Annotated in this window: 23 protein-coding genes; 4 read left to right on the forward strand and 19 right to left on the reverse strand. The window is 72.4% G+C overall.

What is annotated here, in order from left to right; genetic code table 11:
- Positions 1-35: 35 nt before the first annotated feature.
- Positions 36-1,061 (forward strand): DUF916 domain-containing protein, encoded by a 1,026-nt coding sequence (locus ACZ4AA_RS02160; protein ID WP_467593813.1) that lies wholly within the window; start codon positions 36-38, stop codon positions 1,059-1,061.
- On the opposite strand, the gene ACZ4AA_RS02165 is transcribed toward ACZ4AA_RS02160, so the two are convergent.
- Complete coding sequence (locus ACZ4AA_RS02165; protein WP_385397140.1) at positions 955-1,293, reverse strand: P-II family nitrogen regulator; 339 nt, start codon at positions 1,291-1,293, stop codon at positions 955-957. The two genes, ACZ4AA_RS02160 and ACZ4AA_RS02165, sit on opposite strands and share 107 nt — an antisense overlap.
- A complete protein-coding gene (locus ACZ4AA_RS02170; RefSeq protein ID WP_467593816.1) occupies positions 1,290-2,597 on the reverse strand; it encodes an ammonium transporter in 1,308 nt (435 codons plus the stop codon). Before ACZ4AA_RS02170 ends, ACZ4AA_RS02165 begins: the two co-directional genes overlap by 4 nt.
- Before the next feature lie 281 nt (positions 2,598-2,878).
- On the opposite strand from ACZ4AA_RS02170, the gene era reads away from it, so the two are divergent.
- On the forward strand, positions 2,879-3,871 hold the full coding sequence (gene era, locus ACZ4AA_RS02175; protein WP_467593818.1) for a GTPase Era: 993 nt from the start codon (positions 2,879-2,881) through the stop codon (positions 3,869-3,871).
- A gap of 127 nt (positions 3,872-3,998) precedes the next feature.
- Here era and ACZ4AA_RS02180 read toward each other — a convergent pair whose 3' ends face one another.
- Both ACZ4AA_RS02180 and ACZ4AA_RS02185 read right to left on the reverse strand, forming a co-directional pair.
- The gene (locus tag ACZ4AA_RS02180) at positions 3,999-4,352 is read right to left on the reverse strand and encodes a cytidine deaminase (protein WP_467593820.1); all 354 of its coding nucleotides are present in this window, start codon (positions 4,350-4,352) and stop codon (positions 3,999-4,001) included.
- 43 nt (positions 4,353-4,395) lie between these two features.
- The gene (locus ACZ4AA_RS02185; protein ID WP_467595100.1) at positions 4,396-5,217 is read right to left on the reverse strand and encodes a helix-turn-helix transcriptional regulator; all 822 of its coding nucleotides are present in this window, start codon (positions 5,215-5,217) and stop codon (positions 4,396-4,398) included.
- Between the two features lie 141 nt (positions 5,218-5,358).
- On the opposite strand from ACZ4AA_RS02185, the gene ACZ4AA_RS02190 reads away from it, so the two are divergent.
- Complete coding sequence (locus ACZ4AA_RS02190; protein WP_467593823.1) at positions 5,359-6,927, forward strand: MFS transporter; 1,569 nt, start codon at positions 5,359-5,361, stop codon at positions 6,925-6,927.
- A 48-nt stretch (positions 6,928-6,975) separates the two neighbouring features.
- Here the strand turns inward: ACZ4AA_RS02190 and ACZ4AA_RS02195 are convergent, their stop codons facing one another.
- The 5 genes from ACZ4AA_RS02195 to ACZ4AA_RS02215 form a co-directional block, all read right to left on the reverse strand.
- Entirely contained in the window at positions 6,976-7,335 is a 360-nt protein-coding gene (locus ACZ4AA_RS02195) for an MmcQ/YjbR family DNA-binding protein (protein WP_467593825.1), read from the reverse strand.
- A complete protein-coding gene (locus tag ACZ4AA_RS02200) occupies positions 7,332-8,636 on the reverse strand; it encodes a hemolysin family protein (protein ID WP_467593827.1) in 1,305 nt (434 codons plus the stop codon). The genes ACZ4AA_RS02195 and ACZ4AA_RS02200 overlap by 4 nt, the downstream gene beginning before the upstream one ends.
- Positions 8,633-9,130 (reverse strand): rRNA maturation RNase YbeY, encoded by a 498-nt coding sequence (gene ybeY / locus ACZ4AA_RS02205; protein ID WP_387711558.1) that lies wholly within the window; start codon positions 9,128-9,130, stop codon positions 8,633-8,635. Before ybeY ends, ACZ4AA_RS02200 begins: the two co-directional genes overlap by 4 nt.
- 12 nt (positions 9,131-9,142) lie before the next feature.
- Positions 9,143-10,201, reverse strand: coding sequence for a PhoH family protein (locus tag ACZ4AA_RS02210; protein WP_467593830.1), 1,059 nt, complete (start codon positions 10,199-10,201; stop codon positions 9,143-9,145).
- A 267-nt stretch (positions 10,202-10,468) separates the two neighbouring features.
- On the reverse strand, positions 10,469-11,575 hold the full coding sequence (locus ACZ4AA_RS02215) for a carbohydrate kinase family protein (RefSeq protein ID WP_467593833.1): 1,107 nt from the start codon (positions 11,573-11,575) through the stop codon (positions 10,469-10,471).
- Positions 11,576-11,906: 331 nt separating this feature from the next.
- On the opposite strand from ACZ4AA_RS02215, the gene ACZ4AA_RS02220 reads away from it, so the two are divergent.
- Complete coding sequence (locus ACZ4AA_RS02220) at positions 11,907-13,322, forward strand: MFS transporter (RefSeq protein WP_467593836.1); 1,416 nt, start codon at positions 11,907-11,909, stop codon at positions 13,320-13,322.
- 65 nt (positions 13,323-13,387) lie between these two features.
- Here the strand turns inward: ACZ4AA_RS02220 and ACZ4AA_RS02225 are convergent, their stop codons facing one another.
- From ACZ4AA_RS02225 to hrcA, 10 genes are all read right to left on the reverse strand, one after another.
- Positions 13,388-14,380 (reverse strand): adenosine deaminase, encoded by a 993-nt coding sequence (locus ACZ4AA_RS02225; RefSeq protein WP_467593840.1) that lies wholly within the window; start codon positions 14,378-14,380, stop codon positions 13,388-13,390.
- Between the two features lie 84 nt (positions 14,381-14,464).
- On the reverse strand, positions 14,465-15,370 hold the full coding sequence (locus ACZ4AA_RS02230; protein ID WP_467593843.1) for a ribonuclease Z: 906 nt from the start codon (positions 15,368-15,370) through the stop codon (positions 14,465-14,467).
- A 6-nt stretch (positions 15,371-15,376) separates the two neighbouring features.
- Positions 15,377-15,754, reverse strand: coding sequence for a histidine triad nucleotide-binding protein (locus tag ACZ4AA_RS02235; protein WP_467593846.1), 378 nt, complete (start codon positions 15,752-15,754; stop codon positions 15,377-15,379).
- 113 nt (positions 15,755-15,867) lie between these two features.
- The gene (locus ACZ4AA_RS02240) at positions 15,868-19,080 is read right to left on the reverse strand and encodes a S41 family peptidase (RefSeq protein ID WP_467593849.1); all 3,213 of its coding nucleotides are present in this window, start codon (positions 19,078-19,080) and stop codon (positions 15,868-15,870) included.
- A gap of 73 nt (positions 19,081-19,153) precedes the next feature.
- The gene (locus ACZ4AA_RS02245) at positions 19,154-19,666 is read right to left on the reverse strand and encodes a hypothetical protein (protein WP_467593852.1); all 513 of its coding nucleotides are present in this window, start codon (positions 19,664-19,666) and stop codon (positions 19,154-19,156) included.
- Between the two features lie 133 nt (positions 19,667-19,799).
- Entirely contained in the window at positions 19,800-20,192 is a 393-nt protein-coding gene (locus ACZ4AA_RS02250; protein ID WP_467593854.1) for a VOC family protein, read from the reverse strand.
- 65 nt (positions 20,193-20,257) lie between these two features.
- Complete coding sequence (locus tag ACZ4AA_RS02255) at positions 20,258-21,007, reverse strand: 16S rRNA (uracil(1498)-N(3))-methyltransferase (protein WP_467593858.1); 750 nt, start codon at positions 21,005-21,007, stop codon at positions 20,258-20,260.
- Positions 21,004-22,098, reverse strand: coding sequence for a nitronate monooxygenase (locus ACZ4AA_RS02260; RefSeq protein ID WP_467593861.1), 1,095 nt, complete (start codon positions 22,096-22,098; stop codon positions 21,004-21,006). The genes ACZ4AA_RS02255 and ACZ4AA_RS02260 overlap by 4 nt, the downstream gene beginning before the upstream one ends.
- A 111-nt stretch (positions 22,099-22,209) precedes the next feature.
- Positions 22,210-23,346 (reverse strand): molecular chaperone DnaJ, encoded by a 1,137-nt coding sequence (gene dnaJ / locus ACZ4AA_RS02265; protein ID WP_467593863.1) that lies wholly within the window; start codon positions 23,344-23,346, stop codon positions 22,210-22,212.
- Positions 23,347-24,363, reverse strand: coding sequence for a heat-inducible transcriptional repressor HrcA (hrcA, locus tag ACZ4AA_RS02270; RefSeq protein WP_467593866.1), 1,017 nt, complete (start codon positions 24,361-24,363; stop codon positions 23,347-23,349).
- Positions 24,364-24,397: the final 34 nt, after the last annotated feature.

A 24,397-nucleotide genomic window follows, 5' to 3' on the forward strand; every position in this document is an offset into this window, starting at 1 on the left:
CAGTCCGCCGATGCCGTCCGCGGGGGTCCGCACCCATGCGCAAGCCGTACGCCCTCCTCCTGAGCGTGTTCCTGGTCCTGCCCGCCTTCCTGGCCCTCGTGGCCACGCCCTCGTACGCGGCCGACAACGGCAGTTGGTCGGTCTACCCCGTCTCCTCGCGCATCGCCGCGCGGCCCTACTTCTATCTCTCCGCCGACCCCGGCCAGACGCTCCGGGACAAGGTCACCGTCGCCAACAGGACCGGCGCGCCGATGACGTTCCGGCTGTACGCGGCCGACGCCTACAACACCGCCCGCGACGGCGGTTTCGCCGTCCGCACCCTGGCCGAGAAGCAGCGCGGGGTGGGAGCGTGGGCCCGGCCCGCGCGTTCCCGGGTCACCGTGCCCGCGCACGGCAGGGTGACCGTGCCGTTCACGCTGCGGGTCCCGGAGCGGGCCGAGCCCGGCGACCATCCGGGCGCGCTGGTGGCGCTCGACGAACGGATCGAGAAGGGCTCGGGCTCCCTGTCCGTCGGGGTGCGGCGCGCCGTCGCCGCCCGGGTCTATCTCCGGGTCGGCGGGCCCGCCGTCCCCGCCCTGGCCGTGGAGAAGGTGCGCCTCACCCACCACCAGCCGCTGATCCCCGGCACGGGCTCCGCCGCGGCCACCGTCTCGTACACCCTCCACAACACGGGCAACGTGACGCTCGATCCCAGGGTGCGGCTGAGGGCCGAGGGCCTCTTCGGGCGCACGCTGCTGTCCCGCGAGCTCGCGGGCGTTCCCTCGGAACTGCTCCCCGGCCAGCGGGTGCGACTCAGCGCCCCCTGGCACGGGGCTCCCCAACTCGACTGGGGCGACGTGACGTTGACCGCGAGCGCGCCGGGGACCAAGGAGTCGGCGCGGGTGTCGTTCCTCGCGCTGCCCTGGCTGGTGGCCGTGCTCATCGCGGTCGCGGGCGCGGGGGTGGTGGTGACGCTCAGAGTGCGTCGGGCCCGCGTTCGCCCGTCCGTACCCGTACGACCGTCTCCACGGGTACGGACCACACCTTTCCGTCCCCGATCTTCCCGGTCTGCGCGGCCCTGACCACCGCGTCGATGACCGCGTCGGCCTCCGTGTCCCCGACGACGACCTCGATCCGGACCTTGGGCACCAGGTCCACGCGGTACTCGGCGCCGCGGTACACCTCGGTGTGCCCGCGCTGGCGTCCGTAGCCGCTGGCCTCGGTGACGGTCATGCCGTGCACGCCGAGCTCCTGGAGGGCGGTCTTGACCTCGTCGAGCCGGTGGGGTTTGACGATCGCGGTGATGAGTTTCATGCCTGGGGCTTGGCCTTCTGCGCGACGGGGAGGGACGAGGACACCGGGGCGCCGTGGCCCAGGACCCCGTGATCGTAGGCGCTCTCGGCGTGCACCGTAAGGTCCAGGCCGGTCCGCTCCTGCTCCTCGTCCGCGCGCAGCCCGACGAACCGGTCGATCACGGTGCCGATGCCGTACGTGGCGCCGAACGCGTACGCGCCGACGGCCAGGACGGCGACCAGCTGCCGGCCGAGCTGCGCGAGCCCTCCGCCGTAGAGCAGCCCCTCCGGTCCGCCGGTCATCCCGTGGACGGCGAAGACGCCGATGAGCAGCGTGCCGATGACACCGCCGACCAGGTGGACGCCGACGACGTCCAGCGAGTCGTCGTAGTTCAGCCTGAACTTCCAGCCCACGGCGTACGAGCAGACGACACCGGCGGCGAGCCCGACGACGAGCGCCCCCAGCAGGGAGACCACCCCGCACGAGGGGGTGATGGCCACCAGACCGGCGACCGCGCCCGAGGCCGCACCCAGCGTGGTCGGGTGGCCGTCGCGGCGCTGCTCGACGAGGAGCCAGCCGAGCAGGCCCGTGCAGCCGGCGGCGAGGGTGTTGAGGAAGGCCGCGGCGGCCAGACCGTTGGCGCCGAGGGCGGACCCGGCGTTGAAGCCGAACCAGCCGAACCACAGGAGACCGGCGCCGAGCACGACCATGGGGAGGTTGTGGGGCCGCATGGCGTCCTTCTTGAAGCCGAGACGCGGTCCGAGCACCAGGCACAGCGCGAGCCCGGAGGCCCCGGAGGCGATCTCGACCGGCATGCCGCCCGCGAAGTCGAGCGCGCCGAGGCCGTCGTGGATCCAGCCGCCCGGGCCCCACACCCAGTGGGCGACGGGAACGTATACGAGCAGGGCCCAGACGGGCACGAACACGAGCCAGGCCCCGAACCTCGTCCGGTCGGCGACCGCGCCGCTGATCAGCGCTGCGGTGATGATCGCGAAGGTGAGCTGGAAGGTGGCGAAGAGCAGGGTGGGGACGGTGCCCCGGACGCTGTCCGGCCCTATTCCGGCCATTCCGGCGTGATCGAGACCGCCGACGAGCCCGCCGAAGGCGTCCTGGCCGAAGGCGAGGGAGTAGCCGGCGGTCAGCCACACCACCGTGACCAGCGCGATCGACACGAAGCTCATCATCAGCATGTTGAGCACGCTCTTCGCGCGGACCATGCCGCCGTAGAACAGGGCGAGGCCGGGGGTCATCAGGAGGACGAGCGCGGTGGCGGCGAGCAGCCAGGCGGTGTCGCCGGTGTCGATCCGGGAAGCGGCCAGAGTCACGGTCTCTCCAACGGAGTGGGGGCACGAGTGGGGGCGTCGTCAGAGCGTCGTGGCCTCGCGTTTCCGGTTGCGCACGCCCGCGTTTCCGCCGTGTTTCATTGCGCCCCGATTACCGAATCCTCACCGGGGAGGCACGCGGTCCGCGCCCGTGGCACGCTCCGCGCGGGGGTAGCGGAACGAGGACTTCGAGGGCGCCGGGGCGACCGCGGCGAGGGTGCCGGGGCGACCGCTTCCCGGCTGTCGAACAGCTTGGTACGGCGGGCCCCCGACGATCAGGGACAATGGGCGCCATGAGCGTTCGCAACCAGTCATCCGAGCCGTCCGAGGGCGGGGGCACCTCTCACGCCCCCGAGGCGATGGGGAACCACCGCGCCGGCTTCGCCTGTTTCGTGGGCCGCCCCAACGCGGGCAAGTCCACCCTCACGAACGCTCTGGTCGGCCAGAAGGTGGCGATCACCGCGAACCAGCCGCAGACCACGCGGCACACCGTGCGGGGCATCGTCCACCGGCCCGAGGCCCAGCTGATCCTGGTCGACACCCCTGGCCTGCACAAACCGCGCACCCTGCTGGGCGAGCGGCTCAACGACATCGTGCGCACCACCTGGGCCGAGGTCGACGTGATCGGCTTCTGCCTGCCCGCGAACGAGAAGCTCGGCCCGGGCGACCGGTTCATCGCGAAGGAGCTGGCGTCGATCAAGAAGACGCCGAAGATCGCGATCATCACGAAGACCGACCTGGTCGACAGCAAGACGCTGGCCGAACAGCTCATCGCGATCGACCAGCTCGGCCGTGAGCTCGGGTTCGAGTGGGCCGAGATCGTCCCGGTGTCGGCGGTCGGCGACAAGCAGGTGGGTCTGCTGGCCGATCTGATCGTCCCGCTGCTTCCGGAGGGGCCGGCCCTCTATCCCGAGGGCGACCTGACGGACGAGCCGGAGCAGGTCATGATCGCGGAGCTGATCCGCGAGGCCGCCCTGGAGGGCGTCCGCGACGAGCTTCCGCACTCCATCGCCGTCGTGGTCGAGGAGATGCTGCCGCGCGAGGACCGTCCCGCGGACAAGCCGCTCCTGGACATCCACGCCTTCCTCTACATCGAGCGCCCCAGCCAGAAGGGGATCATCATCGGTCCCAAGGGCAAGCGTCTGAAGGACGTCGGCATCAAGTCCCGCAAGCAGATCGAGGCCCTGCTGGGCACGCCGGTCTTCCTCGACCTGCACGTGAAGGTCGCCAAGGACTGGCAGCGCGACCCCCGGCAGCTGCGCAAGCTCGGCTTCTGAGGCCACCGCGAGAAGTCTCCCGGGGCGGCCAGGACAAGGCTCCTGGGCGCCCGGTGAAGTACGGCACCGCCCCGGGGGGAGATCGGTCCCCCGGGGCGCGGTCGTGCTCGGCCCGCGGTGACCGTGCTCAGCCCGCGGTGACCGTCGAGTGCACGGCGCCGTCGGGCCCGGCCAGCAGCACCGGCGTGGCGGGCCCGCCGAGATCCCGTACGGCCGCGCGGTCGTCGTCGGCGACGGCGGCGGCCTCGGACACCACGGCCGCCGCCTCCAGGGACTTCGCCCCGGACGCCACGGCCATCGCCACGGCCGTCCGCAGGGCGCTCAGCCGCAGGGACTCCAGCTCCACGGTCCCGGCGACGTACGTACGTCCCGTCTCGTCGCGTACGGCCGCGCCCTCGGGCACACCGTTGCGGGCCCGCGCGGAGCGGGCCAGGGTGACGATCTTGCGGTCCTCGGGGTCGAGCGCGCTGCTGTCGGTCATGACCAGAGCATACGAAGTACCGGCACCGTCTCCGGCCGACGGGTCACCCGGCCACCGGGTACATCGAGCCCCGGCGGCCCTCGGGCGAGGCGAGCCACTCCAGCTTCGCGGCCGTGTTCTCCTCCGGCAGCGGTGTGTGCAGCACGATCGTGAGGTCGGGTCGCGCCGGCACCTTCATCGCGGTGGACTCGACGGCGAGCAGCCCCACGAGGGGATGGTCGAGCTCCTTGCGGATCTGCCCGGCGTCCTCGATGTCCCGCCGGTCCCACAGCTCCGCGAACTCCGGGCTGGCCGCGGTCAGTTCGGCCAGCAGTTCACGGAATCCCTCGTCGTCAGGGGCGGCGGCGCACGAGGCGCGGAACTGGGCCACGACGGTCTGGGCGTTGGTCTCCCAGGTGCGCGAACGGCCGCGGTAGAGCGGGTCGGTGAAGAAGTCGACGACGCAGTTCTGGGTGTTCTCCGGACGCATGCCGAGGACCACCGCGGCGGCGTCGTTGTACAGGACGCAGTTGTAGTACGGGTCCATGATGTGCGCCGGATACGGCATCCACGTGTCGATCAGCCGCCGCAGCCCCTCGCACATGTCCCGGTCCCCGGGAGCGACTTCGGGCGCGGGCGGGTTCAGTCCGGCCAGGGTGTACAGATGGCGCCGCTCGGTGTTGCTGAGCCGCAGCACGCGGGCGACGGAGTCCAGGACCTGCGACGACACGGAGATGTCCCGGCCCTGTTCGAGCCACTGGTACCAGGAGGCGCCCACGCCCGCGAGGACGGCGACCTCCTCGCGGCGCAGCCCGGGGGTGCGGCGGCGGGCGCCGCCGTCCGGGAGCCCGGCCTCGGCCGGCGAGACCCGCGCCCTGCGGCTCATCAGGAACTCGCGGATCTCCGGGCGTCGTTGGGTCTTCGGCGCGTCCTCCGTCACGTGTCTCCCCCTTCGGTGACTGGTGGTGCGGCCACCAGCATAAGTTCCGGCTCCCCACGGATATTCCGGCCGCCGCACGCTCTTCCCATGACCACCGAAGCGACCACCGAGACGGCCACCGGGTCCACCACCCGCACCCCGGGCGACGCCACGCCGGGCATCGATCCGTCCACCACGAACGGCCCCCGGGCCGAGACCTCCTCCGCTCGTCCGGCCCCGGCCGACCGCCCCGGGGACGGCCGGCCCGCACGCGCCGGCCGGCTCTCCGGGCGCGACGCCCTCGTGCTCTTCGTGCTGTGCGCCGCCCAGTTCATGGTCGCGCTGGACTTCTCGGTCCTGAACGTGGCGCTGCCCGTCCTCGGCCGCGACCTCGGCATGAGCCCGTCCGCGCTCCAGTGGGCCGTCACCGCCTTCGCGCTGCCCTCGGGCGGCTTCCTGCTCCTCTTCGGCCGGATCGGCGACCTGTTCGGCCGCCGGGCCCTCTTCCTCGCCGGGCTGACCCTGTTCGGGGCGGCCTCGCTGCTCGCGACCCTGGCCTGGGACCCGGCCTCGTTCCTGGCCGGACGGGCCCTGCAAGGGCTCGCCGCGGCGGCGATCGTGCCGACCGGCATGTCACTGCTGACCACGACGTTCCCCGAAGGCCCCGCGCGCGACCGCGCGCTCGGCATCTCCGGCACGCTCCTCTCGCTCGGCTTCACGATCGGCATGGTGGCGGGAGGCGTCCTGACCGACGTACTGAGCTGGCGTTCGACGATGGGCCTGCTGTCGCTGTTCGCGCTGATCGTGCTGCCGCTCGCGACCGTTCTGCTGCCCGCGTCCCGGACGCGGCACGCCGACGCCGGCCCGGCCGCCGCCCAGGGCCGCCCCCGTCTGGACGTCCCCGGCGCGGTCACCGTCACCGGTGGCCTGCTGTCGCTGATCTACGCGCTGTCGACGGCGGCCGAGCGCGGCTTCGGCGGGGCGGACGTCGTCACGACACTCGCCCTGGGCTCGCTGCTGCTCGGCGCGTTCGTCCGGATCGAGTCCCGTGCCGCCGCCCCGCTCGTCAGCCTGAGGATGCTGCGCCGTCCCACCGTGGCATGGGGCAACCTGGGCGGCCTGGTCACCTTCTCGATGATGTCGACGGTCGTGTTCGCGCTGACCCTCTACCTCCAGGAGACGCTCGGCCTCTCGGCCTTCGAGACCGGTCTGGTCTTCGGCGTACAGGGTCTGCTGTCGGCCGTCGCCGGGATGTACGCGCCGAAGGTCATCGGCCGCTTCGGCGCCCGGCGCACGCTGGCCGGTTCACTGGCGGGACAGGGGGTGTTCGTGGCGGGGATGCTGCTGCTGGACGCGCACACCCGGTCCGTCTGGATCGCCGTCGCCGGGGTGTCGCTGGCCAGCATGTTCCACCTGGGCGCGATCATCTCGTACGGCCTGACCGTCACCTCGGGCGTCCCCGACGAGGAGCAGGGGCTGGCCACCGGCCTGGTGACCTCCACCCAGCAGGTGGGCATCACCGTCGGCATCCCGCTCCTCGGTGTCCTCGCGACCACCTCGGGCGACCTGCTGAGCGGCGTCCACACGGTCCTCGCCCTGGACGCGGCGATCGTGCTCGCGGCGGCGGCGCTGATCGCGGTGGGACTCGGGCGGCGGGGCGCGGCACGCACCCGCTGAGGCGGCGCGGGACCGCCCGCCCCAGGCCGGGGGCGGGTCGGCCCCGGGTCAGGGGCGGTCGAGACGCAGGCGCTCGGCGCGCGGCAGACCGGCCACGACGAGATCGTAGGAATCCTCGACGAGCTCCCGGACCAGAGAGTCCGGGAGCCCGCCGTCGACGGTCACCGTGTTCCAGTGCCGCTTGTTCATGTGATAGCCGGGGACGATCAGCCCCGGGTGCTGCTCGCGCAGCCGGATCGCGTCGTCCGGGTCGCACTTCAGGTTGACCGTGAGCGGACGCCCGTCCAGGTGCGTCAGCGCGAAGAGCTTGCCCAGCACCTTGAAGACCGAGGTCTCGGGGTTGAAGGGGAAGTCCTCGACGGCCGCGTTGAAGGACAGGCAGAACGCGCGCAGCTGCTGCGGGGTCACTCCGGCTTCTCCTGCCTCGGGGAGCCCGCCGGGCCGACCGGCTCGACGAGGACCGTGACGATCTTGTTCCGGCGGCCGGCGGCGGCCTCCGCGGTGAGCCGCAGCTCGCGCCCGTCGGGCAGTTCGACCGCCGAGGAGGCCCCGGCGATCGGGACCCGTCCCAGCGCCTTGGCCAGCAGCCCTCCGACGGTCTCCACGTCCTCGTCGTCATAGGCCTCGAAGCCGTACAGCTCGCCGAGGTCGCCGATGTCGAGGCGGGCGGTCACCCGGAAGCGGTCGTCGCCGAGCTTCTGGACGGGCGGCAGCTCGCGGTCGTACTCGTCGGTGATCTCGCCGACGATCTCCTCGAGGATGTCCTCGATGGTGACGATGCCGGCCGTGCCGCCGTACTCGTCGATGACGACGGCGACGTGATTGCGCTCCTGCTGCATCTCGCGCAGCAGATCGCCGGCGTTCTTGGTGTCGGGCACGAACGTGGCGGGCCGCATGGCCGTGGAGACCAGCTCGGACTCGGCCTCGCGGCTGATGTGCGTCTTGCGGGCCAGGTCCTTGAGATAGACGATCCCGACGATGTCGTCCTCGTTCTCGCCGGTCACGGGTATGCGCGAGAAGCCCGAGCGCAGGGCCAGGGTGAGGGCCTGCCGGATGGTCTTGTAGCGCTCGATGGCGACCAGGTCGGTGCGGGGCACCATGACCTCGCGCACGAGGGTGTCGCCGAGCTCGAAGACGGAGTGGACCATGCGGCGCTCCTCGTCCTCGATGAGCGACTCCTTCTCGGCGAGGTCGACCATCGCCCGCAGTTCCGCCTCGGAGGCGAACGGGCCGCGCCTGAACCCCTTGCCGGGGGTGAGCGCGTTGCCGATGAGGATGAGCAGCGGCGGGATCGGGCCCATGATCCGGGCCAGCGGCAACAGGACGTACGCGGCCGCGGTGGCGGTGTTCAGCGGGTGCTGGCGGCCGATGGTGCGCGGCGAGACCCCCACCGCGACGTACGACACGAGGACCATGACGGCGATCGCGACCGCGAGGGCCTGCCAGGTCTTGTCGAACTCCTTGAGGCAGGCGTAGACGACGAGCGCGGCGGCCGCCATCTCGCAGGCCACGCGGACCAGCAGCGCCACGTTCAGATAGCGCGTCGGGTCCGCGGTGACCTGGGCGAGCTTGGCGCTGCCGCGCCGGCCGCCGCGGACCGCCTCCTCGGCGCGGAAGCTGGAGACGCGCGCCAGGCCCGCCTCCGCGCACGCGGCGAGCCAGGCGACGACGACCAGGACGATGGCACCGATGACCAGCTGTGGACTCATGACACGGTCGGGGCCGGAGACGGACCCGTGATGCCCTTCTCCGCACGCCAGCCGTCCACGATGGCGGCCTGGAGGCCGAACATCTCGGCCTTCTCGTCGGCTTCCTCGTGGTCGTAGCCGAGCAGGTGCAGCACACCGTGGACGGTGAGCAGCTGGAGCTCCTCGTCCATGGAGTGCTCGGTCGGGGCCTCCTTGCCCTGGCGCTCGGCGACCTCGGGGCAGAGCACGATGTCGCCGAGCAGGCCCTGCGGCGGCTCGTCGTCGTCCTTCGACGGCGGGCGCAGCTCGTCCATCGGGAAGGACATGACGTCCGTCGGGCCCGGCAGGTCCATCCACTGGATGTGGAGCTGCTCCATGGCGTCGGTGTCCACGACGATCACCGAGAGCTCGGAGAGCGGGTGGATGCGCATCCGTGCGAGCGCGTAGCGGGCGATGTCGAGGATCGCCTGCTCGTCGACCTCGGTTCCGGACTCGTTGTTGACGTCGATCGACATGGCTGTGCTGGTCTACTTCCCTTTGTGGCCCCGGCTCTTGTGGGAGCCGTTCTCGGTGCCGTTCTCGCTGTCGTACTTCTCGTACGCGTCGACGATACGGCCGACCAGCTTGTGCCGGACGACATCCTGGGACGTGAGCCGCGAGAAGTGGACGTCGTCGAGGCCCTCCAGGATGTCCTGGACCTGCCGCAGACCCGACTTCGTGCCGCTCGGGAGGTCGACCTGCGTCACGTCACCCGTGATCACGATCTTCGACTCGAAGCCGAGCCGGGTGAGGAACATCTTCATCTGCTCGGGGCTCGTGTTCTGGGCCTCGTCCAGGATGATGAAGGCGTCGTTCAGGGTCCTGCCGCGCATGTACGCGAGCGGCGCCACCTCGATCGTCCCCGAGGCCATCAGCTTCGGGATCGAGTCCGGGTCGAGCATGTCGTGCAGCGCGTCGTACAGGGGGCGCAGGTACGGGTCGATCTTCTCGTAGAGCGTGCCGGGCAGGAAGCCCAGACGCTCGCCGGCCTCGACCGCCGGGCGGGTCAGGATGATCCTGTTGACCTGCTTGGACTGGAGCGCCTGGACGGCCTTCGCCATGGCGAGGTAGGTCTTGCCGGTGCCCGCGGGTCCGATGCCGAACACGATCGTGTGCTTGTCGATGGCGTCGACGTAGCGCTTCTGGTTGAGCGTCTTGGGGCGGATCGTGCGGCCTCGCGAGGACAGGATGTTCTGCGTGAGCACCTCGGCCGGAGTCTCCTGGCCGTCGCCCTCCCCGTTCCCGCTCGCCCTGAGCATGGCGATCGAGCGTTCCACTGCGTCCTCCGTCATGGGCTGCCCCGTGCGGAGCACCAGCATCATCTCGTCGAACAGGCGCTGGACGAGCGCGACTTCACCGGCATCGCCCACCGCACTGATCTCGTTCCCCCGGACGTGGATGTCGGCCGCCGGGAAGGCCTTCTCGATCACGCGCAGCAGGGAGTCGCCGGAACCCAGAACGGTCACCATGGGGTGCTTGGCCGGGACGGTGAAGTGCGCGCGTGCCTGCCCCTGGGCGGGGCCGTGAGCTGTGGGTGTCTGAGTCATGGGCCGGCTCTGTAGGCCTGCGTTACCTCCTAGGTCGGCACGCTTGCCACACGGGCAGCCTTGCGGTTCCCAGCGTACGTCGCGGCGTACACGGACCCGTAGGGCTTTTCCCGCGGTGACGAGGTCGTGACCTGAGGAGGCCCCTCGGCCTCTCGGACCCGCAAGCCGTCAGACCCGCAAGCACTCAGCCCCCGAGCCCTCAAGCCGTCAGCCTCCGAGCCCGCAAGCCCTCAGCCCTCAGCCCTCAGCCCTCAAGCCTTCAGGCCCTCAGGCCGAGCGGCCGAAGCCGATCGTGGGGACCGCCCGGCGCAGCGGCCAGGGGCGGGTGACCTCCGGGAGCAGTCCCTCCAGGAAGGCGTAGCGGCTCAGGGCCGCCGGGTCCTGGTCGGCGACGGAGTGGACCCGGCGCCACCAGGCGGCGATCTCCGACCAGCCGGGCGCCGACAGCGAGCCGCCGAACTCCTGGACGGAGAGCGCGGCGGTCAGCCCGGCGAAGGCGAGCCGGTCGGCCAGCGGCCACCCGGCCAGGGTCCCCGTGACGAAGCCGGCGACGAAGACGTCCCCGGCGCCGGTTGGATCCAGCGCCTCGACGGCGATCGCCGGGACCTCGGCGCTCTCCCCGGTGCGTCCGTCCACGGCGTAGGCCCCGTCGGAGCCGAGGGTGACGACCGCCAGCGGCACATGGTCGGCCAGCGCGTGCGCGGCCGCGCGGGGCGAGGCGGCACCCGTGTACCGCATGGCCTCCTCGGCGTTCGGCAGGAACGCCTCGCAGTGCGCCAGATCGGCCAGGCCCGCCAGGTCCCAGCGGCCGGTGTCGTCCCAGCCGACGTCCGCGAAGATCCGGGTGCCCCGGCTCGCGGCCTGCTCGATCCAGGGCGCGCGGACTCCCGGGGTCAGCGACGCGACGGCGGCACGCGCGCGCGGCGGGTGGTCCGGGGCGGGCTCCTCGTGCGGCGGCGGCTCGTGCCCATGGCTGACCATGGTCCGCTCGCCCTCGTACGCCATCGACACGGTGACCGGCGAGTGCCAGCCGGGCACCGTCCGCGAGGGCGTCAGATCGATGTTCTCGCCCTGCTCCAGGGCGTCCCAGCAGTACTCCCCGTAGTGGTCGTCGCCGAAGGCGGCGGCCAGGGAGGTCCGCAGGCCGAGCCGGGCGAGGGCGGTCGCCATGTTCGCGACGCCGCCGGGGCTCGACCCCATGCCGCGCGCCCAGGACTCGGTGCCGCGCACGGGAGCGGAGTCGAGCCCGGTGAAGATGATGTCCAGGAAGACCGTGCCGGTCAGATAGACGTCCCAGGGCGGGTCGTCGGCCGTGCGCAGCCCGGCGAGCGGGTCGACATGGGCCGGGCTGAACGGTCCCTCGCCGTTGATCACGGTGCGCTCCCTGGGGTGGTCCGGATCTGGCCAGTGTGCACCACACCGGCCACAGGGACCGCTGATCACGCCGGGGCGTCCGCTGTCCGTGGGACGGAAGGACCCGTCCCGGCCCCGGCCCCGCCGGGTCTCGGCTCCACGCCCGGCGGCCGGAAGGAGGCGCCTGTACCCCTGGTCCCCCACGGCAAACAAAGAGTGCCCCAGATCACACCGTCACGCCTTCTTCGCGGACCCCCCACCTTGATACAAATTGCCCGCGCGTTCCTGTCCTTCGACGGCCGCCCCTCCCCCCTCTCCTCGTGAGCCGCCCTCGCCTGCCCTGGGAACGCCCGTGTCCGCCCGCACCCCCACGCCCTGGCCCCTCGTCGCCCTTTTCACGGCCGGGTACCTCGCCGCCTATCTGCTCCCCACCACCGTCGGCCGCCTCGACGCGGGACTCCCGCTGTCGGCCACCCAGGCGGGAGCCGTCGGCAGTGTCCTGCTGCTGAGCTCGGCCTCGGCCGGCTTCCTGCTCGCCTCCCGCGTCGACCGCTTCGGCCCGCGCGCGCTGGCCCGCGCCGGGCTGCTCCTCGCGGCCGCCGGCTTCGGCACCGCGGCCCTGTCGTCGGCGCTGCCCCTCGTGGTCGGCGGCGCGATCGCCGGCGGCTTCGGCTCCGGCACGGCCACCACGGTCGCCGCGACCGGGATCGCCGGCCGGCCCGATGCCCACCGGGTCACCACCCTGGGCCTGTTCGGCGTCTCCGGCCTGGCGGGCGCGCTGTATCTGACCATCCCCCACCTGGGCCCGGGTCACGGTTACCCGCTCGCCGCGATCGCCTGCACCGCGCTGCTGGCGCTGTCCCTCACGGGACGGCTTCCCGCGCGCACCCCGGCCGCCCACACCCGGCACACCGCCGCCCCGCTCCCGCACCGCCGCTCGGGTCTGCTCCTCGCCGGCGCGCTGCTCTTCTGGTCCCTGGCGCAGAACTCCCTGTGGGGGGTCAGCGGCCGGATCGGGCTGACCCAGGCCGGGCTCTCCGAGGTCGAGGTCGGCGCGGTGTTCGCGGTGGCGCTCGGCGCGGGACTGCTCGGGACCGTCGGCGCGGGCGCCCTCGGTTCGCGGCTCGGCCGGGCGCTTCCGATCGGCCTGGGCACGGCGCTGATAGCCGGCTGCATCGCGCTGAGCGCGGCGGCCACCGATCTGACGTCCTTCGCTTCGGGCGAGATCGCCTGGAACGCGCTGTACCCGGTCGTGCTCTCGTACGTGATCGGCCTCGCCGCGTCCATGGACCCGCGCGGCCGGTGGGCGGTCCTCGTCGGCTCCGCCTCCTCGCTCGGCACGGCGTGCGGCCCGCTCACCGGCAGCCTGTTGTCCGCGCGGGAGGGCTACCCGGCGATGGGCACGGTCCTGGCGGCGGCCCTGCTGCTGATCGGCGTCCCGATGACGCTCGTGGCCCTGCGCCCGCGGCAGACCACCCAGATCGTGGCACCCGCCGCGGCCGAGACGACCGTGGCGGACCTCCCGGTCGTGGAGATTCCCGTGCCGGAGATCCCCGGCCTGAACACCCCGGTCGTGGACACCTCGGTCATGGACATCCCGGTCGCGGACATCCCGGTCATGGACGTCCCGGTCGTGGAGATCGCCGTGCCGGAGATCTCCTTCGCCGAGATCCCGCTGGGCGCCGTGCCCACGCAGCGGGAGGCGTACGGGACCGCGGGGCCGCGGCGCACGGTGGCCTCGCCCGTACCCGGTCCCGTGCGCGCCTGACTCCCGCGAGCGCCCGCCCGCCCATCGGAGGGGAGGGTGGGCGGGCGTTCGACGGGTTACAGGGGTTACGGGAACACGTACGCCTCGACCTCGGCGATGTACCGCGCCCTGCGCTCCTCGTCGTGCTCCAGGAAGGACGCCTCGAACGAGTTGCGCGCCAGCTCCCGCAGCCGCTCCTCGCCGAGACCGAGGGCCTCGCGCACCGCGCCGAAGTTGTCCCCGGCGTAACCGCCGAAGTAGGCCGGGTCGTCGGAGTTGACCGTGCACAGCAGACCGGCGTCCATCATGGCGGGCAGCGGGTGCTCCGCCAGGACGTCCACGGCGCGCAGCCGTACGTTCGACAGCGGGCACAGGGTCAGCGGCACCCGCTCACGGACCAGCCGTTCGACCAGCTCGGGGTCCTCCATGCAGCGCAGCCCGTGGTCGACGCGCTCGACCCCGAGGATGTCGAGGGCCTCGGTGATGTACGCGGGCGGCCCCTCCTCACCGGCGTGCGCGACGCGCCGCAGACCCAGCTCGGCGGCGGCCTCGTACACCGCGCGGAACTTGACGGGCGGGTGGCCGACCTCGGCGGAGTCCAGACCGACGCCCGTGATCCGGTCGAGGTGGGGCTTCGCGGCCTCCAGGGTCCGCATCGCGGACTCGGCGGACTCGTCGCGCAGGAAGCACATGATCAGCTGGGTGGAGACGCCGTGGGTCTCCTCGCTGCGCCCGAGCGCCCGCCACAGCCCCTCGACGACCGTCCCCATCGGCACGCCCCGGGCGATGTGGGCCTGCGGGTCGAAGAAGATCTCCGCGTGCCGTACGCCCTGCGCGGCGGCGCGGGCGAGATAGGCGTCGGCCAGGTCGGCGAAGTCCGCCTCGGTCCGCAGGACGGCCATGAGCTCGTAGTACAGGTTCAGAAAGGTCTGGAGGTCCTCGAAGAGGTACGCCTTGCGCAGGTCCTCGGTGTTCGCGTACGGCAGGGTGACGCCGTTGCGCGCCGCGAGGGCGAAGGCCAGCTCGGGTTCGAGGGTGCCTTCGATGTGGAGGTGCAGTTCAGCCTTGGGGAGGGACATCGAAGCATCGTACGGTTCCTCCCCCGACGTACCGAAAACGGCACCTTCCCGGCAGCGGCGTCCCGGTCCCGGTCCGCCGCGTCCTCAGTGCCGCTTCGGGACCGGGACCCTCACCAGGTCCTGCGCCACCGTGAGCTCCCCGTCGAACCCCGCCGCGCGGGCCTCGCGCTCGAACTCCCCGGCGTCGGGGTAGCGCTGGCTGAAGTGGGTGAGCACGAGGTGCCGCACCCTCGCCTCCTTGGCCACCCGGCCGGCCTGACCGGCCGTCAGATGGCCGTGATCGGATGCCAACTGATGGTCGCCGTCGAGGAAGGTCGACTCGATGACCAGCAGGTCGCAGTCCTCGGCGAGCGCGTCCACGCCCTCGCACAGCCGGGTGTCCATGACGAACGCGAACTTCTGTCCCCGCCGTACCTCGCTGACGTCGTCCAGCGTGACGCCCCGCAGGGAGCCGTCCCGTTGCAGCACCCCGACGTCGGGCCCCTTGATCCCGTGTTCCGCGAGCAGCTCCGGCAGCATCCGCCGGCCGTCCGGCTCGACCAGCCGGTAGCCGAAGGACTCGACGGGGTGCGAGAGCCTGCGGGCCTGAAGGGTGTACGCGGGGGTCGTCGCGAGGACGCCGTCGTCCTCGACCGGCACCTCGGTCAGCGGCACGGTCTCGCGGTAGGCGGTGGCGTACCGCAGCCGCTCGAAGAAGTGCGCTCCGGAGGCCGGGTAGTGCGCGGTCACCTCGTGCGGGACGCGGTCGAGGTTGATGCGCTGGATCACCCCGCCGAGTCCGAGCGCGTGGTCGCCGTGGAAGTGGGTGACACAGATGCGGTTCAGATCGTGCGCGGCGACCCCGGCCCGCAGCATCTGGCGCTGGGTGCCTTCTCCGGGGTCGAAGAGGAGACCCTCGCCGTCCCAGCGGAGCAGGTAGCCGTTGTGGTTGCGGTGCCGGGTCGGGACCTGGCTGGCGGTGCCGAGGACCACCAGTTCACGGGCGGACAAGGCCGGTTATCCCGGGGGCCACTGCATGCCACGGCCGCCCAGGAGGTGGGCGTGCGCGTGGAAGACGGTCTGGCCGGCGCCGCTGCCCGTGTTGAACACGACGCGGTAGCTATCCAGCTTCTCCTCGGCCGCGACCTCGCCCGCCTCGCGCAGGACGTCCGCCGCGACGGCGGGCTCGGCGGCGGCCAGCGACGCGGCGTCGGGGTAGTGCAGCTTGGGGATGACCAGGACGTGCGTCGGTGCCTGCGGGTTGATGTCGCGGAACGCCACGGTCGTGTCGCTCTCGCGCACCAGCGTCGCCGGGATCTGCCCCGCCACGATCCTGCAGAACAGGCAGTCGTCCTGCGGTTCCCCGCCCGCGTCCCGCCTCGGCTCCTGCGCCATGCGTGTGCCTCCTCACGCCAGCCGGTCATCTACCGATCGCATGCTAGCCGCCCGGCGGGCCGGACGGCTCGCGTGCGGCTCGCGCCGCCGCCGTCCGCCCCGCCGGGCGGAGGTCACAGCGGCGGCAGCGTGGGCGCGGTCTTCGCCGGGTTCTCCTCCAGCGCGGCCAGCGCGATCCTGACCGCCTCGTCGAGCTGGGTGTCACGCCCGGCCGCGTGGTCCTGCGGCGTCTGGACGACCTCGACGTCGGGATCCACGCCGTGGTTCTCGACGTTCCACCCGTAACCCTCCATCCAGAAGGCGTACTTGGGCTGGGTGACGCTGGTGCCGTCGACGAGGCGGTAGCGGCTGTCGATGCCGATGACACCGCCCCAGGTGCGGGTGCCGACCACGGGCCCGATGCCGAGCGCCTTGATCGCCGCGTTGACGATGTCGCCGTCGGAGCCGGAGAACTCGTTGGCGACGGCGACGACGGGACCGCGCGGCGCGTCCTCCGGGTAGCTGTAGGGCCGCAGCCCGCGGGGCAGGTCCCAGCCGACGATCCGCCGGGCGAGTTTCTCCACGACGAGCTGCGAGGTGTGGCCGCCCCGGTTCTCGCGGACGTCCACGACCAGGCCCTCCCTGGCCACCTCGACCCGCAGATCGCGGTGCAGTTGCGCCCACCCGGCGCCGACCATGTCCGGCACGTGCAGATAGCCGAGGCGTCCGCCGGACCGCTCGTGGACGTAGGCGCGCCGGTCGGCGACCCACGCGTGGTAGCGCAGCGGCTCCTCGTCGGCGAGCGGGACGACGACCGCGTGCCGCGGATCGCCGCCGCCGGAGGGCGAGACCGTCAGCTCGACGGGCTTGCCCGCCGTGCCGACGAGCAGCGGCGCGGGCCCGGCCACCGGGTCCACCGGCCTGCCGCCGACGGCGACGATCGTGTCCCCGGCACGCACCGCGACACCCGGCGCGGCGAGCGGGGCCCGCGCGTCCGGGTCGGAGGTCTCCGAGGGGAGGATCCGGTCGATGCGCCAACTGCCGTCCTCGTGACGGGAGATGTCCGCGCCCAGAAGGCCCTGCGCCCGGTCGCCGGCGCCCCAGCCACCGCGCGGGGTGACGTACGCGTGCGAGGTGCCGAGTTCGCCCTGCACCTCCCACAGCAGGTCGACGAGGTCGTCGTGGGTGGCGACCCGTTCCAGGACCGGCCGGTACCGGTCGAGGACGCCGTCCCAGTCGACGCCGCCGAGGTCGGCCCGCCAGAAGTTGTCCCGCATGAGGCGGCCGGTCTCGTCGTACATCTGGCGCCACTCGGCGGCCGGGTCGACGCTCTGGCGCACCCGTGAGAGGTCGACGGTGATGTTCGTGTCGCTCTCGTCGTCGTTCGAGGCGCGCCGGTCGCTGGGGACGACCTTGAGCTTGCCGTCGGTCCACAGCAGGACCCGCTTGCCGTCGCCGGTGACGGTGAAGTGGTCGGCGTCGGCGGCGAGATGCTCGATCCGCTGCTGGGCGAGGTCGTAGCGTTCCAGTTCGGTCTTGGGGTCCGGGTCGTCCGGGGTGGCGCGGGAGGAGCCGAGGACGCCGCGCAGCGGGTGGCGCAGCCAGAGCAGTCCGTCCTTGGCGGCGCGCAGCGTGGAGTAGCGGGCGGCCTCGACGGGGAACGGCACGATCCGGTCGGCGAGTCCGTCCAGGTCGATACGGGTGCTGGGGGCGCCCTCGCTGTCGGGTGTCTCGTCCTTGTCGGGGGCCTCGAAGGGCCTGCCGTGCCGCTGCGGTCCGAAGGGGGACGGGGTCGTGGCGGCCAGGGTGATCAGATACGGCCGGGAGCCGCCGACGAAGGCCAGGTCGAAGACGTGCTCGTCGTAGACGGGGTCGAAGGCGCGGGCCGACAGGAAGGCGAGGTGCTTGCCGTCGAGGGTGAACGCCGGCGCGTAGTCCCGGAAGCGCAGCGGGGTCGCCTCGGTGACCGACAGGTCGGTGGTGTTGGCGAGCTTGAGGTGGCGCAGCGGGCGGGGGCCGGGGTGGGACCAGGCGAGCCAGGCCGAGTCGGGCGAGAAGACGAGTCCGGTGACCTCGCCGTCCTCGCTGCGGTCGACCTCGCGGACCTCGCCGCTCTCGCGCTCGACGAGCAGCACGCGCCCGTCGTGCGAGGCGACGGCGGCGCGGCTTCCGTCGGGTGCCACGGCGATGCCGAGGACCCGGCCGAGCGCGCCGGCGGCGAGCCGTCGCGGGGTGGCTCCGGGGGCGGCTCCGGTGGCGGGGGCGAATTCGAGGGCGTCGTCGCCCTCGGCGTCGGTCACCCACACCACGTGTTCCTCGCCCTCGGCGCGGAAGGTGCGGGGCAGCCGGGCGCGGACACCCTGTTCCGCGGCGAGGGCGCGGGTGGGTCCCGAGCGGTGGGTGACCCAGTGGACGGCTCCGCGCACGGAGACCGCGCTGCCGCGTCCGGTGTGGTCGGGCGCGGCGGCGGAGAACCAGCGCGCGGCGCTCACGGGGTAGGGCTGCTGGTCGACGCGCTGGCCGCCGAGCCGGATGCCGGGGCGGCGCGGCTCGGCGCCGTCGAGGTCGTCCAGGAGCCAGAGTTCACCGGCGGACGTGTACACGACGCGGGTGCCGTCGGTGGCCGCGTGACGGGCGTAGAACCCGTCGAGAGGGGTGTGGCGGCGCAGGTCGGCGCCGTCGGCGAGGGAGGAGTACAGGGCGCCGACGCCTTCGTGGTCCGACAGGAAGGCGATCCGCTCGCCCACCCACAGGGGGTGTTCGAGGTTGCCGTCGAGGTCCTCGTGCAGCCGGACGAACTCGCCGTCGCCTTCCCGGTCGATCCACAGCTTGCCGGCCGTGCCGCCCCGGTAGCGCTTCCACCAGGCGGCCTCGCGTCCCATCGGGGCGGACAGCAGGACGACGCCGCCCTCGCCGTGGGCGACGTCGCCGACGGGCCCGTACGGCAGGGTCGTCGCGGGGCCGCCGTCGAGCGGGACGGCACGGGCCCAGGTGCGGCGCAGGCTGGCCTGGCCGTGGGTGCTCAGGGCGAGCACCTGTCCGTCGGGGGTCCAGCCGCGTACCTGGGTCTTGACGCTGCCCCAGTACGTCAGCCGTTTCGCGGGCCCGCCCTCCAGGGAGGCGGCGTGGACCTCGGGGGCTCCGTCGCGCGTCGACGTCCAGGCCACGGTGGTGCCGTCCGGGGAGATGCGCGGATGGCTGACCGGTGCGTTGTCGGCGCTGACCCGCCAGGCGCGGCCGCCCCCGTCGAGCGGCGCGGCCCAGATGTCGTCCTCGGCCGTGAAGACGGCCAACTCGCCGTGCAGATGCGGGAACCGGATGTACGCGGAGGCTGCGGACTCAGTCACCCGATCACCCTATGCAGCGCACGCGCGGCCCGACAGGGGTTTGGATCCCTTGATCCGTGGACGACCCGGCAGGTCACTTGCCCTGCGAGGGCCAGCAGGTGGGGTCGCCCTTGCACCACATCGTCCTGGTCACGGTGACGGTGACGGTGGGGTCGGGCTGCCCGTTGGTGGGGTGGTAGGTGACCGGCGGGGTGGGTCCGGCGTCGCAGTCGCCGAGGCCCTTCACGTGGAAGACCTGCCGGCCGCCGACGGTGGCGCGCAGATCCCCGCGTACGCAGGCGCCGTTGACGGCGCGGGTGACCTTGCCCTTGACGACGACGGCGCGGCCGTCGCCGGTCTGGCCCCGGCAGTCGACGCTCGCCACGGTGTTCTCGCCCGGCGAGGACGCCTTTCCCGGGGCGGACGTCCCGCCCGCGCCGCCCAGGCGGGCGGTGCAGGTGAGCCAGCGCACGTCCACGTGCTGCCGTTCGAGTTCCTTGGTCGCCGTCTGGTCGGTCGTGTAGGCCACCGTCGCGGTGCTGAGTCCGTCCAAGGGCCGGCACCCGGTCACCGCGATCACTCCGGCCGCGCCCAGTCCGAGGGCCATCACGGCCCGCCCGCGCCTCGTCCGGCGCCTGAAATACCTCAAAGCCCCCATGGACGGCAGCGTCCCACCGCACGGCGACGCGCGGTAGACCGCATGCGGCCATCGGGGACACAACCACTCGAAGGAGTCGCCGTCAGCCGAACATCAGCAGCCATTCCTGGAGTTCCACCAGGTTGCCCTCGGGGTCCTTGAGGTGGGCGACCCGCATGCGGTCCGTCATGGGCGCCGGGCCGTGCAGCAGGGTGGCACCACGCGCGACGACCTGCTCGCAGTAGTCGTCGAGGTCGTCCACCCGCAGCACGACCAGCGACCGGTGCCCGGTCACGGTGTCGCCGAGCTCTCCGAGGATCTCGGCCATCATGGCGCGGTCCTGGAGGGCGATGCCCGCCGATCCGACGACGGGACTGAACTTCTCGTACGGGCCCTCGGCGGCGCCCGACTGGGGCTTGAGGCCGAGGACTTCGGCGTAGAAGCGGTAGCAGGCGGCGAAGTCGGAGACGAGCAGTCGTACCTGAGCGAGTTCCATGGATTCCCCGGTGGAGTGCGGTCGGTGGGGCCGGTCCCGAGTGCGGCGGTCAGGCGGTCGGGCGGTCAGGACCAGCGGCCGGTGCGAGCCAGCAGCAGGGCCGTGGCCACGGTCCCGGCCGTCGAGGTGCGCAGCACCGTGCGCCCCAGGTGGAAGGTCCTCGCGCCGGCCCCGGTGAAGAGGGCGACCTCGTCGGCGGAGATCCCGCCCTCGGGGCCGACCACGAGGACGATCTCTCCGGAGGCGGGCAGCGCGGCGGTCGCGAAGGGCTCGGTGCCCAGGGCGGTGTCCTCGTGGAGCACGGCGGCGAGATCGGCTTTGGCGAGAAGTGCGGCAACCTGCTTGGTCGTCATCGCGTCCGCGACCTCGGGGAAGCGCGCCCGCCGGGACTGCTTGCCGGCCTCACGGGCGGTGGCGCGCCACTTGCCGAGCGCCTTCAGGCCCCGCTCGCCCTTCCACTGCGTGATGCAGCGGGAGGCGGCCCAGGGGACGATCGCGTCGACGCCGGTCTCGGTCATGGTCTCGACGGCCAGCTCGCCCCGGTCGCCCTTGGGCAGTGCCTGGACGACCGTGATGCGCGGCTCCTCGGCCGCCTCCTCGGTGACCGCCCCCATCCGTACGATCAGCCGGTCCTTGCCCTCGGTTCCGAGGACCACGCAGTCCGCCCGGCGTCCGGCCCCGTCGGTGAGCACCACGTCCTCGCCGCTGTGCAGCCGTTTCACGGAGACGGCGTGCCGTCCCTCGGGTCCGTCGAGGACATGACGTCCCTCGCCGTCCGTGTCGAAGTGCTCGACCAGGAACACCGGTGCCGTCATCGGGGCGCACCCTCTTCCGGGATCTCGGCGGCGGCCGACAACGCTGTCTCGGCGGCCGTGATTTCTGCGTTCAGTACCTCCACCAGCTGCCCGGCGGGCAGGTCACGCGCCATGCGGTGCCCCTGCCCCGCCCACAGTGCCATGCCCTGCGCGTCGCCCGCCTTCCCGGCCGCCTTGCGCAGCGGCACGGTCAGATGGTGGATCTCGGGGTAGGCGGCGGGCGCGTACGGGCCGTGCTCGCGCATGAAGCGGTTGGCCAGCGCGCGTGCCGGGCGTCCGGTGAAGGCGCGGGTGAGCTCCGTGCGTACGTAGAGGGGGTCGGTCAGCGCCTGCTTGTGCACGGTGCTCGCCCCGGACTCGGGGGTGGCGAGGAAGGCCGTGCCGAGCTGGGCGGCGTTCGCGCCCGCGGCGAGGACGGCCGCGATCTGGCTTCCACGCATGAGACCGCCCGCAGCGACGACCGGGATGCTCACGGTCTCGCGGGCCTGCGCGACCAGGGTGAGCAGGCCGACGCCCGTGCCGTCCGTCTCCGGGTTGTCCCGGTGGGTGCCGTGGTGTCCCCCGGCCTCGATGCCCTGCACGATCACCACGTCGGCGCCGGCCCGCTGCACGGCCAGGGCCTCCTCGGTGGTGGTGGCGGTGACCAGGGTGAGGGTGCCGGCGCGGCGCAGCGACTCCAGCGTCTCCGGCTTGGGGACACCGAAGTGGAAGGAGACGGCCGCCACCGGCTTGTCGAGGAGGACGGCGAGTTTGGCGTCGTAGCCGTCGTCGCGGCCGCTGTCCGGATCACCGAGCTCGGTCTCGTACCAGGCGGCCTCGCCGGCCAGCTGGTGGGCGTACACCTCGACGGAGGCCGCGTCCGCGTGCTCGGGCTGCGGGAGGAACAGGTTGACGCCGAAGGGACGGCCGGTCAGCCCGCGCAGCTGCTTGATCTCCTGGTACATGCCGTCGGCGGTCTTGTACCCGGCGGCGAGGAAGCCGAGCCCGCCGGCCTCGGACACGGCGGCCGCGAGCTGCGGGACGGAGACGCCGCCCGCCATGGGGGCCTGCACGATCGGGTGAGGGAAGAGATCGGTCAGCGCGGTGGACATGACGGCATGTTGTCACGTCCCTCGGGCAAGTCCGAATCCGGTCGTCCGCCCGGATTCCGGTCTTCGGAGCGAAGGACACGGGGCGGTTTCCCGCCCCGTGCCGTTCGTTCGTCAGCGGCCGTTGAAGGCGTCCTTCAGACGGGAGAAGAGCCCCTGCTGACCGGGCTGGAACTGACCCGTGGGCCGCTCCTCGCCGCGCAGCTTGGCGAGCTCGCGCAGCACCCGCTCCATCTCCGGGTCGAGCTTGGTCGGCGTCATGACCTCGACGTGCACGATGAGGTCGCCGCGACCGCCGCCGCGCAGATGCGTGACACCCCGGCCGTGCAGCGGGATCGACTGACCGGACTGCGTGCCCGGACGGATGTCGACCTCCTCCATGCCGTCGAGGGTCTCCAGCGGCACCTTGGTGCCGAGGGCCGCCGCGGTCATCGGAAGGGTGACCGTGCAGTGCAGGTCGTCGCCACGCCGCTGGAACATCGAGTGCGGCAGTTCGTGGATCTCCACGTACAGGTCGCCGGCGGGGCCGCCGCCGGGGCCGACCTCGCCCTCGCCCGCGAGCTGGATGCGGGTGCCGTTGTCCACACCGGCCGGGATCTTGACCGTGAGGGTGCGGCGGGAGCGGACCCGGCCGTCGCCCGCGCACTCGTGGCACGGGGTCGGGACGACGGTGCCGAAGCCCTGGCACTGCGGACAGGGCCGCGAGGTCATGACCTGGCCGAGGAAGGACCGCGTCACCTGGGACACCTCGCCGCGGCCGCGGCACATGTCACAGGTCTGCGCGGAGGTCCCGGGCGCGGCGCCCTCGCCGTTGCAGGTGCCGCAGACGACGGCCGTGTCGACCTGGATGTCCTTCGTGGTGCCGAAGGCCGCCTCGTCGAGCTCGATCTCCAGACGGATCATGGCGTCCTGGCCGCGGCGGGTGCGCGAGCGCGGTCCGCGCTGCGACGCCGTGCCGAAGAACGCGTCCATGATGTCCGAGAAGTTCCCGAAGCCGCCCTGGCCGAAGCCACCGGCGCCACCGCCGCCCTGCTGGGACAGCGGGTCGCCGCCGAGGTCGTAGACCTGCTTCTTCTGCGGGTCCGACAACACCTCGTACGCGGCGTTGATCTCTTTGAACCGCTCCTGCGTCTTCGGATCGGGATTGACGTCCGGGTGCAGCTCGCGAGCGAGCCTCCGGAACGCCTTCTTGATCTCGTCCTGGGACGCGTCGCGGCGCACGCCGAGTACGGCGTAGTAGTCCGTGGCCACTTAAGACTCCGCCAGGATCTGTCCGACGTACCGTGCCACCGCTCGTACCGCTCCCATCGTTCCCGGGTAATCCATGCGGGTCGGGCCGACCACGCCGAGTTTGGCTACTGCCTCGCCGCCCGAACCGTAGCCGACGGAGACCACGGACGTGGAGTTGAGTCCCTCGTAAGCGTTCTCGTGCCCGATTCGCACGGTCATGCTCGAATCCCCGGCCTCTCCAAGCAACTTGAGGAGCACGACCTGCTCCTCCAGCGCTTCGAGCACCGGACGGATGGTGAGAGGGAAGTCATGTCCGAAGCGCGTGAGATTGGCGGTACCGCCGATCATCAGACGCTCCTCGGTCTCCTCGACGAGTGTCTCCAGCAGTGTGGAGAGCACCGTCGAGACCGTACCCCGGTCCTCCGCCTCGAAGGCGTCCGGGAGGTCCTGGACGAGCTGCGGGACGTCCGCGAAGGGGCGTCCCGCGACCCGGCTGTTGAGCCGGGCCCGCAGGTCCGCGAGCAACGTCTCGCCGAACGGCGCCGGGCAGTTGATCATGCGCTGTTCGACCCGGCCGGTGTCCGTGATCAGCACGAGCATCACCCGCGCGGGGGCGAGTGAGAGCAGCTCCACATGACGCACGGTCGAGCGGGTCAGCGAGGGGTACTGCACGACGGCGACCTGCCGGGTGAGCTGCGCGAGCAGCCGCACCGTCCGTCCGACGACGTCGTCCAGGTCGACCGCGCCGTCCAGGAAGTTCTGGATGGCGCGGCGCTCGGGCGCGGTCATCGGCTTGACGCCGGCGAGCTTGTCGACGAAGAGGCGGTAGCCCTTGTCCGTGGGGATGCGTCCGGCGCTGGTGTGCGGCTGGGCGATGTAGCCCTCGTCCTCCAGGACCGCCATGTCGTTGCGGACGGTCGCGGGCGAGACGCCCAGGCGGTGCCGCTCGGTGAGCGCCTTGGAGCCGACCGGCTCCTCGGTGCCCACGTAGTCCTGGACGATGGCGCGCAGTACCTCGAGCCTGCGTTCGCTGAGCATCGCGCACCTCCAGAAGTCGACTCGGTGGTCTTCG

The sequence above is a fragment of the Streptomyces sp. NPDC024698 genome, from assembly GCF_055559015.1.

Bases quoted from the DNA above. Each gene is read 5' to 3' on its own strand.
- ACZ4AA_RS02200 (WP_467593827.1), bottom strand. From the start codon at position 8,636: ATGAGTCCACAGCTGGTCATCGGTGCCATCGTCCTGGTCGTCGTCGCC.
- ACZ4AA_RS02210 (WP_467593830.1), bottom strand. From the start codon at position 10,201: ATGACTCAGACACCCACAGCTCACGGCCCCGCCCAGGGGCAGGCACGC.
- ACZ4AA_RS02255 (WP_467593858.1), bottom strand. From the start codon at position 21,007: ATGACGGCACCGGTGTTCCTGGTCGAGCACTTCGACACGGACGGCGAG.
- ACZ4AA_RS02160 (WP_467593813.1), top strand. From the start codon at position 36: ATGCGCAAGCCGTACGCCCTCCTCCTGAGCGTGTTCCTGGTCCTGCCC.
- ybeY (WP_387711558.1), bottom strand. From the start codon at position 9,130: ATGTCGATCGACGTCAACAACGAGTCCGGAACCGAGGTCGACGAGCAG.
- ACZ4AA_RS02185 (WP_467595100.1), bottom strand. From the start codon at position 5,217: ATGAGCCGCAGGGCGCGGGTCTCGCCGGCCGAGGCCGGGCTCCCGGAC.
- ACZ4AA_RS02250 (WP_467593854.1), bottom strand. From the start codon at position 20,192: ATGGAACTCGCTCAGGTACGACTGCTCGTCTCCGACTTCGCCGCCTGC.
- ACZ4AA_RS02190 (WP_467593823.1), top strand. From the start codon at position 5,359: ATGACCACCGAAGCGACCACCGAGACGGCCACCGGGTCCACCACCCGC.
- ACZ4AA_RS02165 (WP_385397140.1), bottom strand. From the start codon at position 1,293: ATGAAACTCATCACCGCGATCGTCAAACCCCACCGGCTCGACGAGGTC.
- ACZ4AA_RS02245 (WP_467593852.1), bottom strand. From the start codon at position 19,666: ATGGCCCTCGGACTGGGCGCGGCCGGAGTGATCGCGGTGACCGGGTGC.
- ACZ4AA_RS02225 (WP_467593840.1), bottom strand. From the start codon at position 14,380: ATGTCCCTCCCCAAGGCTGAACTGCACCTCCACATCGAAGGCACCCTC.
- ACZ4AA_RS02260 (WP_467593861.1), bottom strand. From the start codon at position 22,098: ATGTCCACCGCGCTGACCGATCTCTTCCCTCACCCGATCGTGCAGGCC.
- hrcA (WP_467593866.1), bottom strand. From the start codon at position 24,363: ATGCTCAGCGAACGCAGGCTCGAGGTACTGCGCGCCATCGTCCAGGAC.
- ACZ4AA_RS02235 (WP_467593846.1), bottom strand. From the start codon at position 15,754: ATGGCGCAGGAGCCGAGGCGGGACGCGGGCGGGGAACCGCAGGACGAC.
- era (WP_467593818.1), top strand. From the start codon at position 2,879: ATGGGCGCCATGAGCGTTCGCAACCAGTCATCCGAGCCGTCCGAGGGC.
- ACZ4AA_RS02180 (WP_467593820.1), bottom strand. From the start codon at position 4,352: ATGACCGACAGCAGCGCGCTCGACCCCGAGGACCGCAAGATCGTCACC.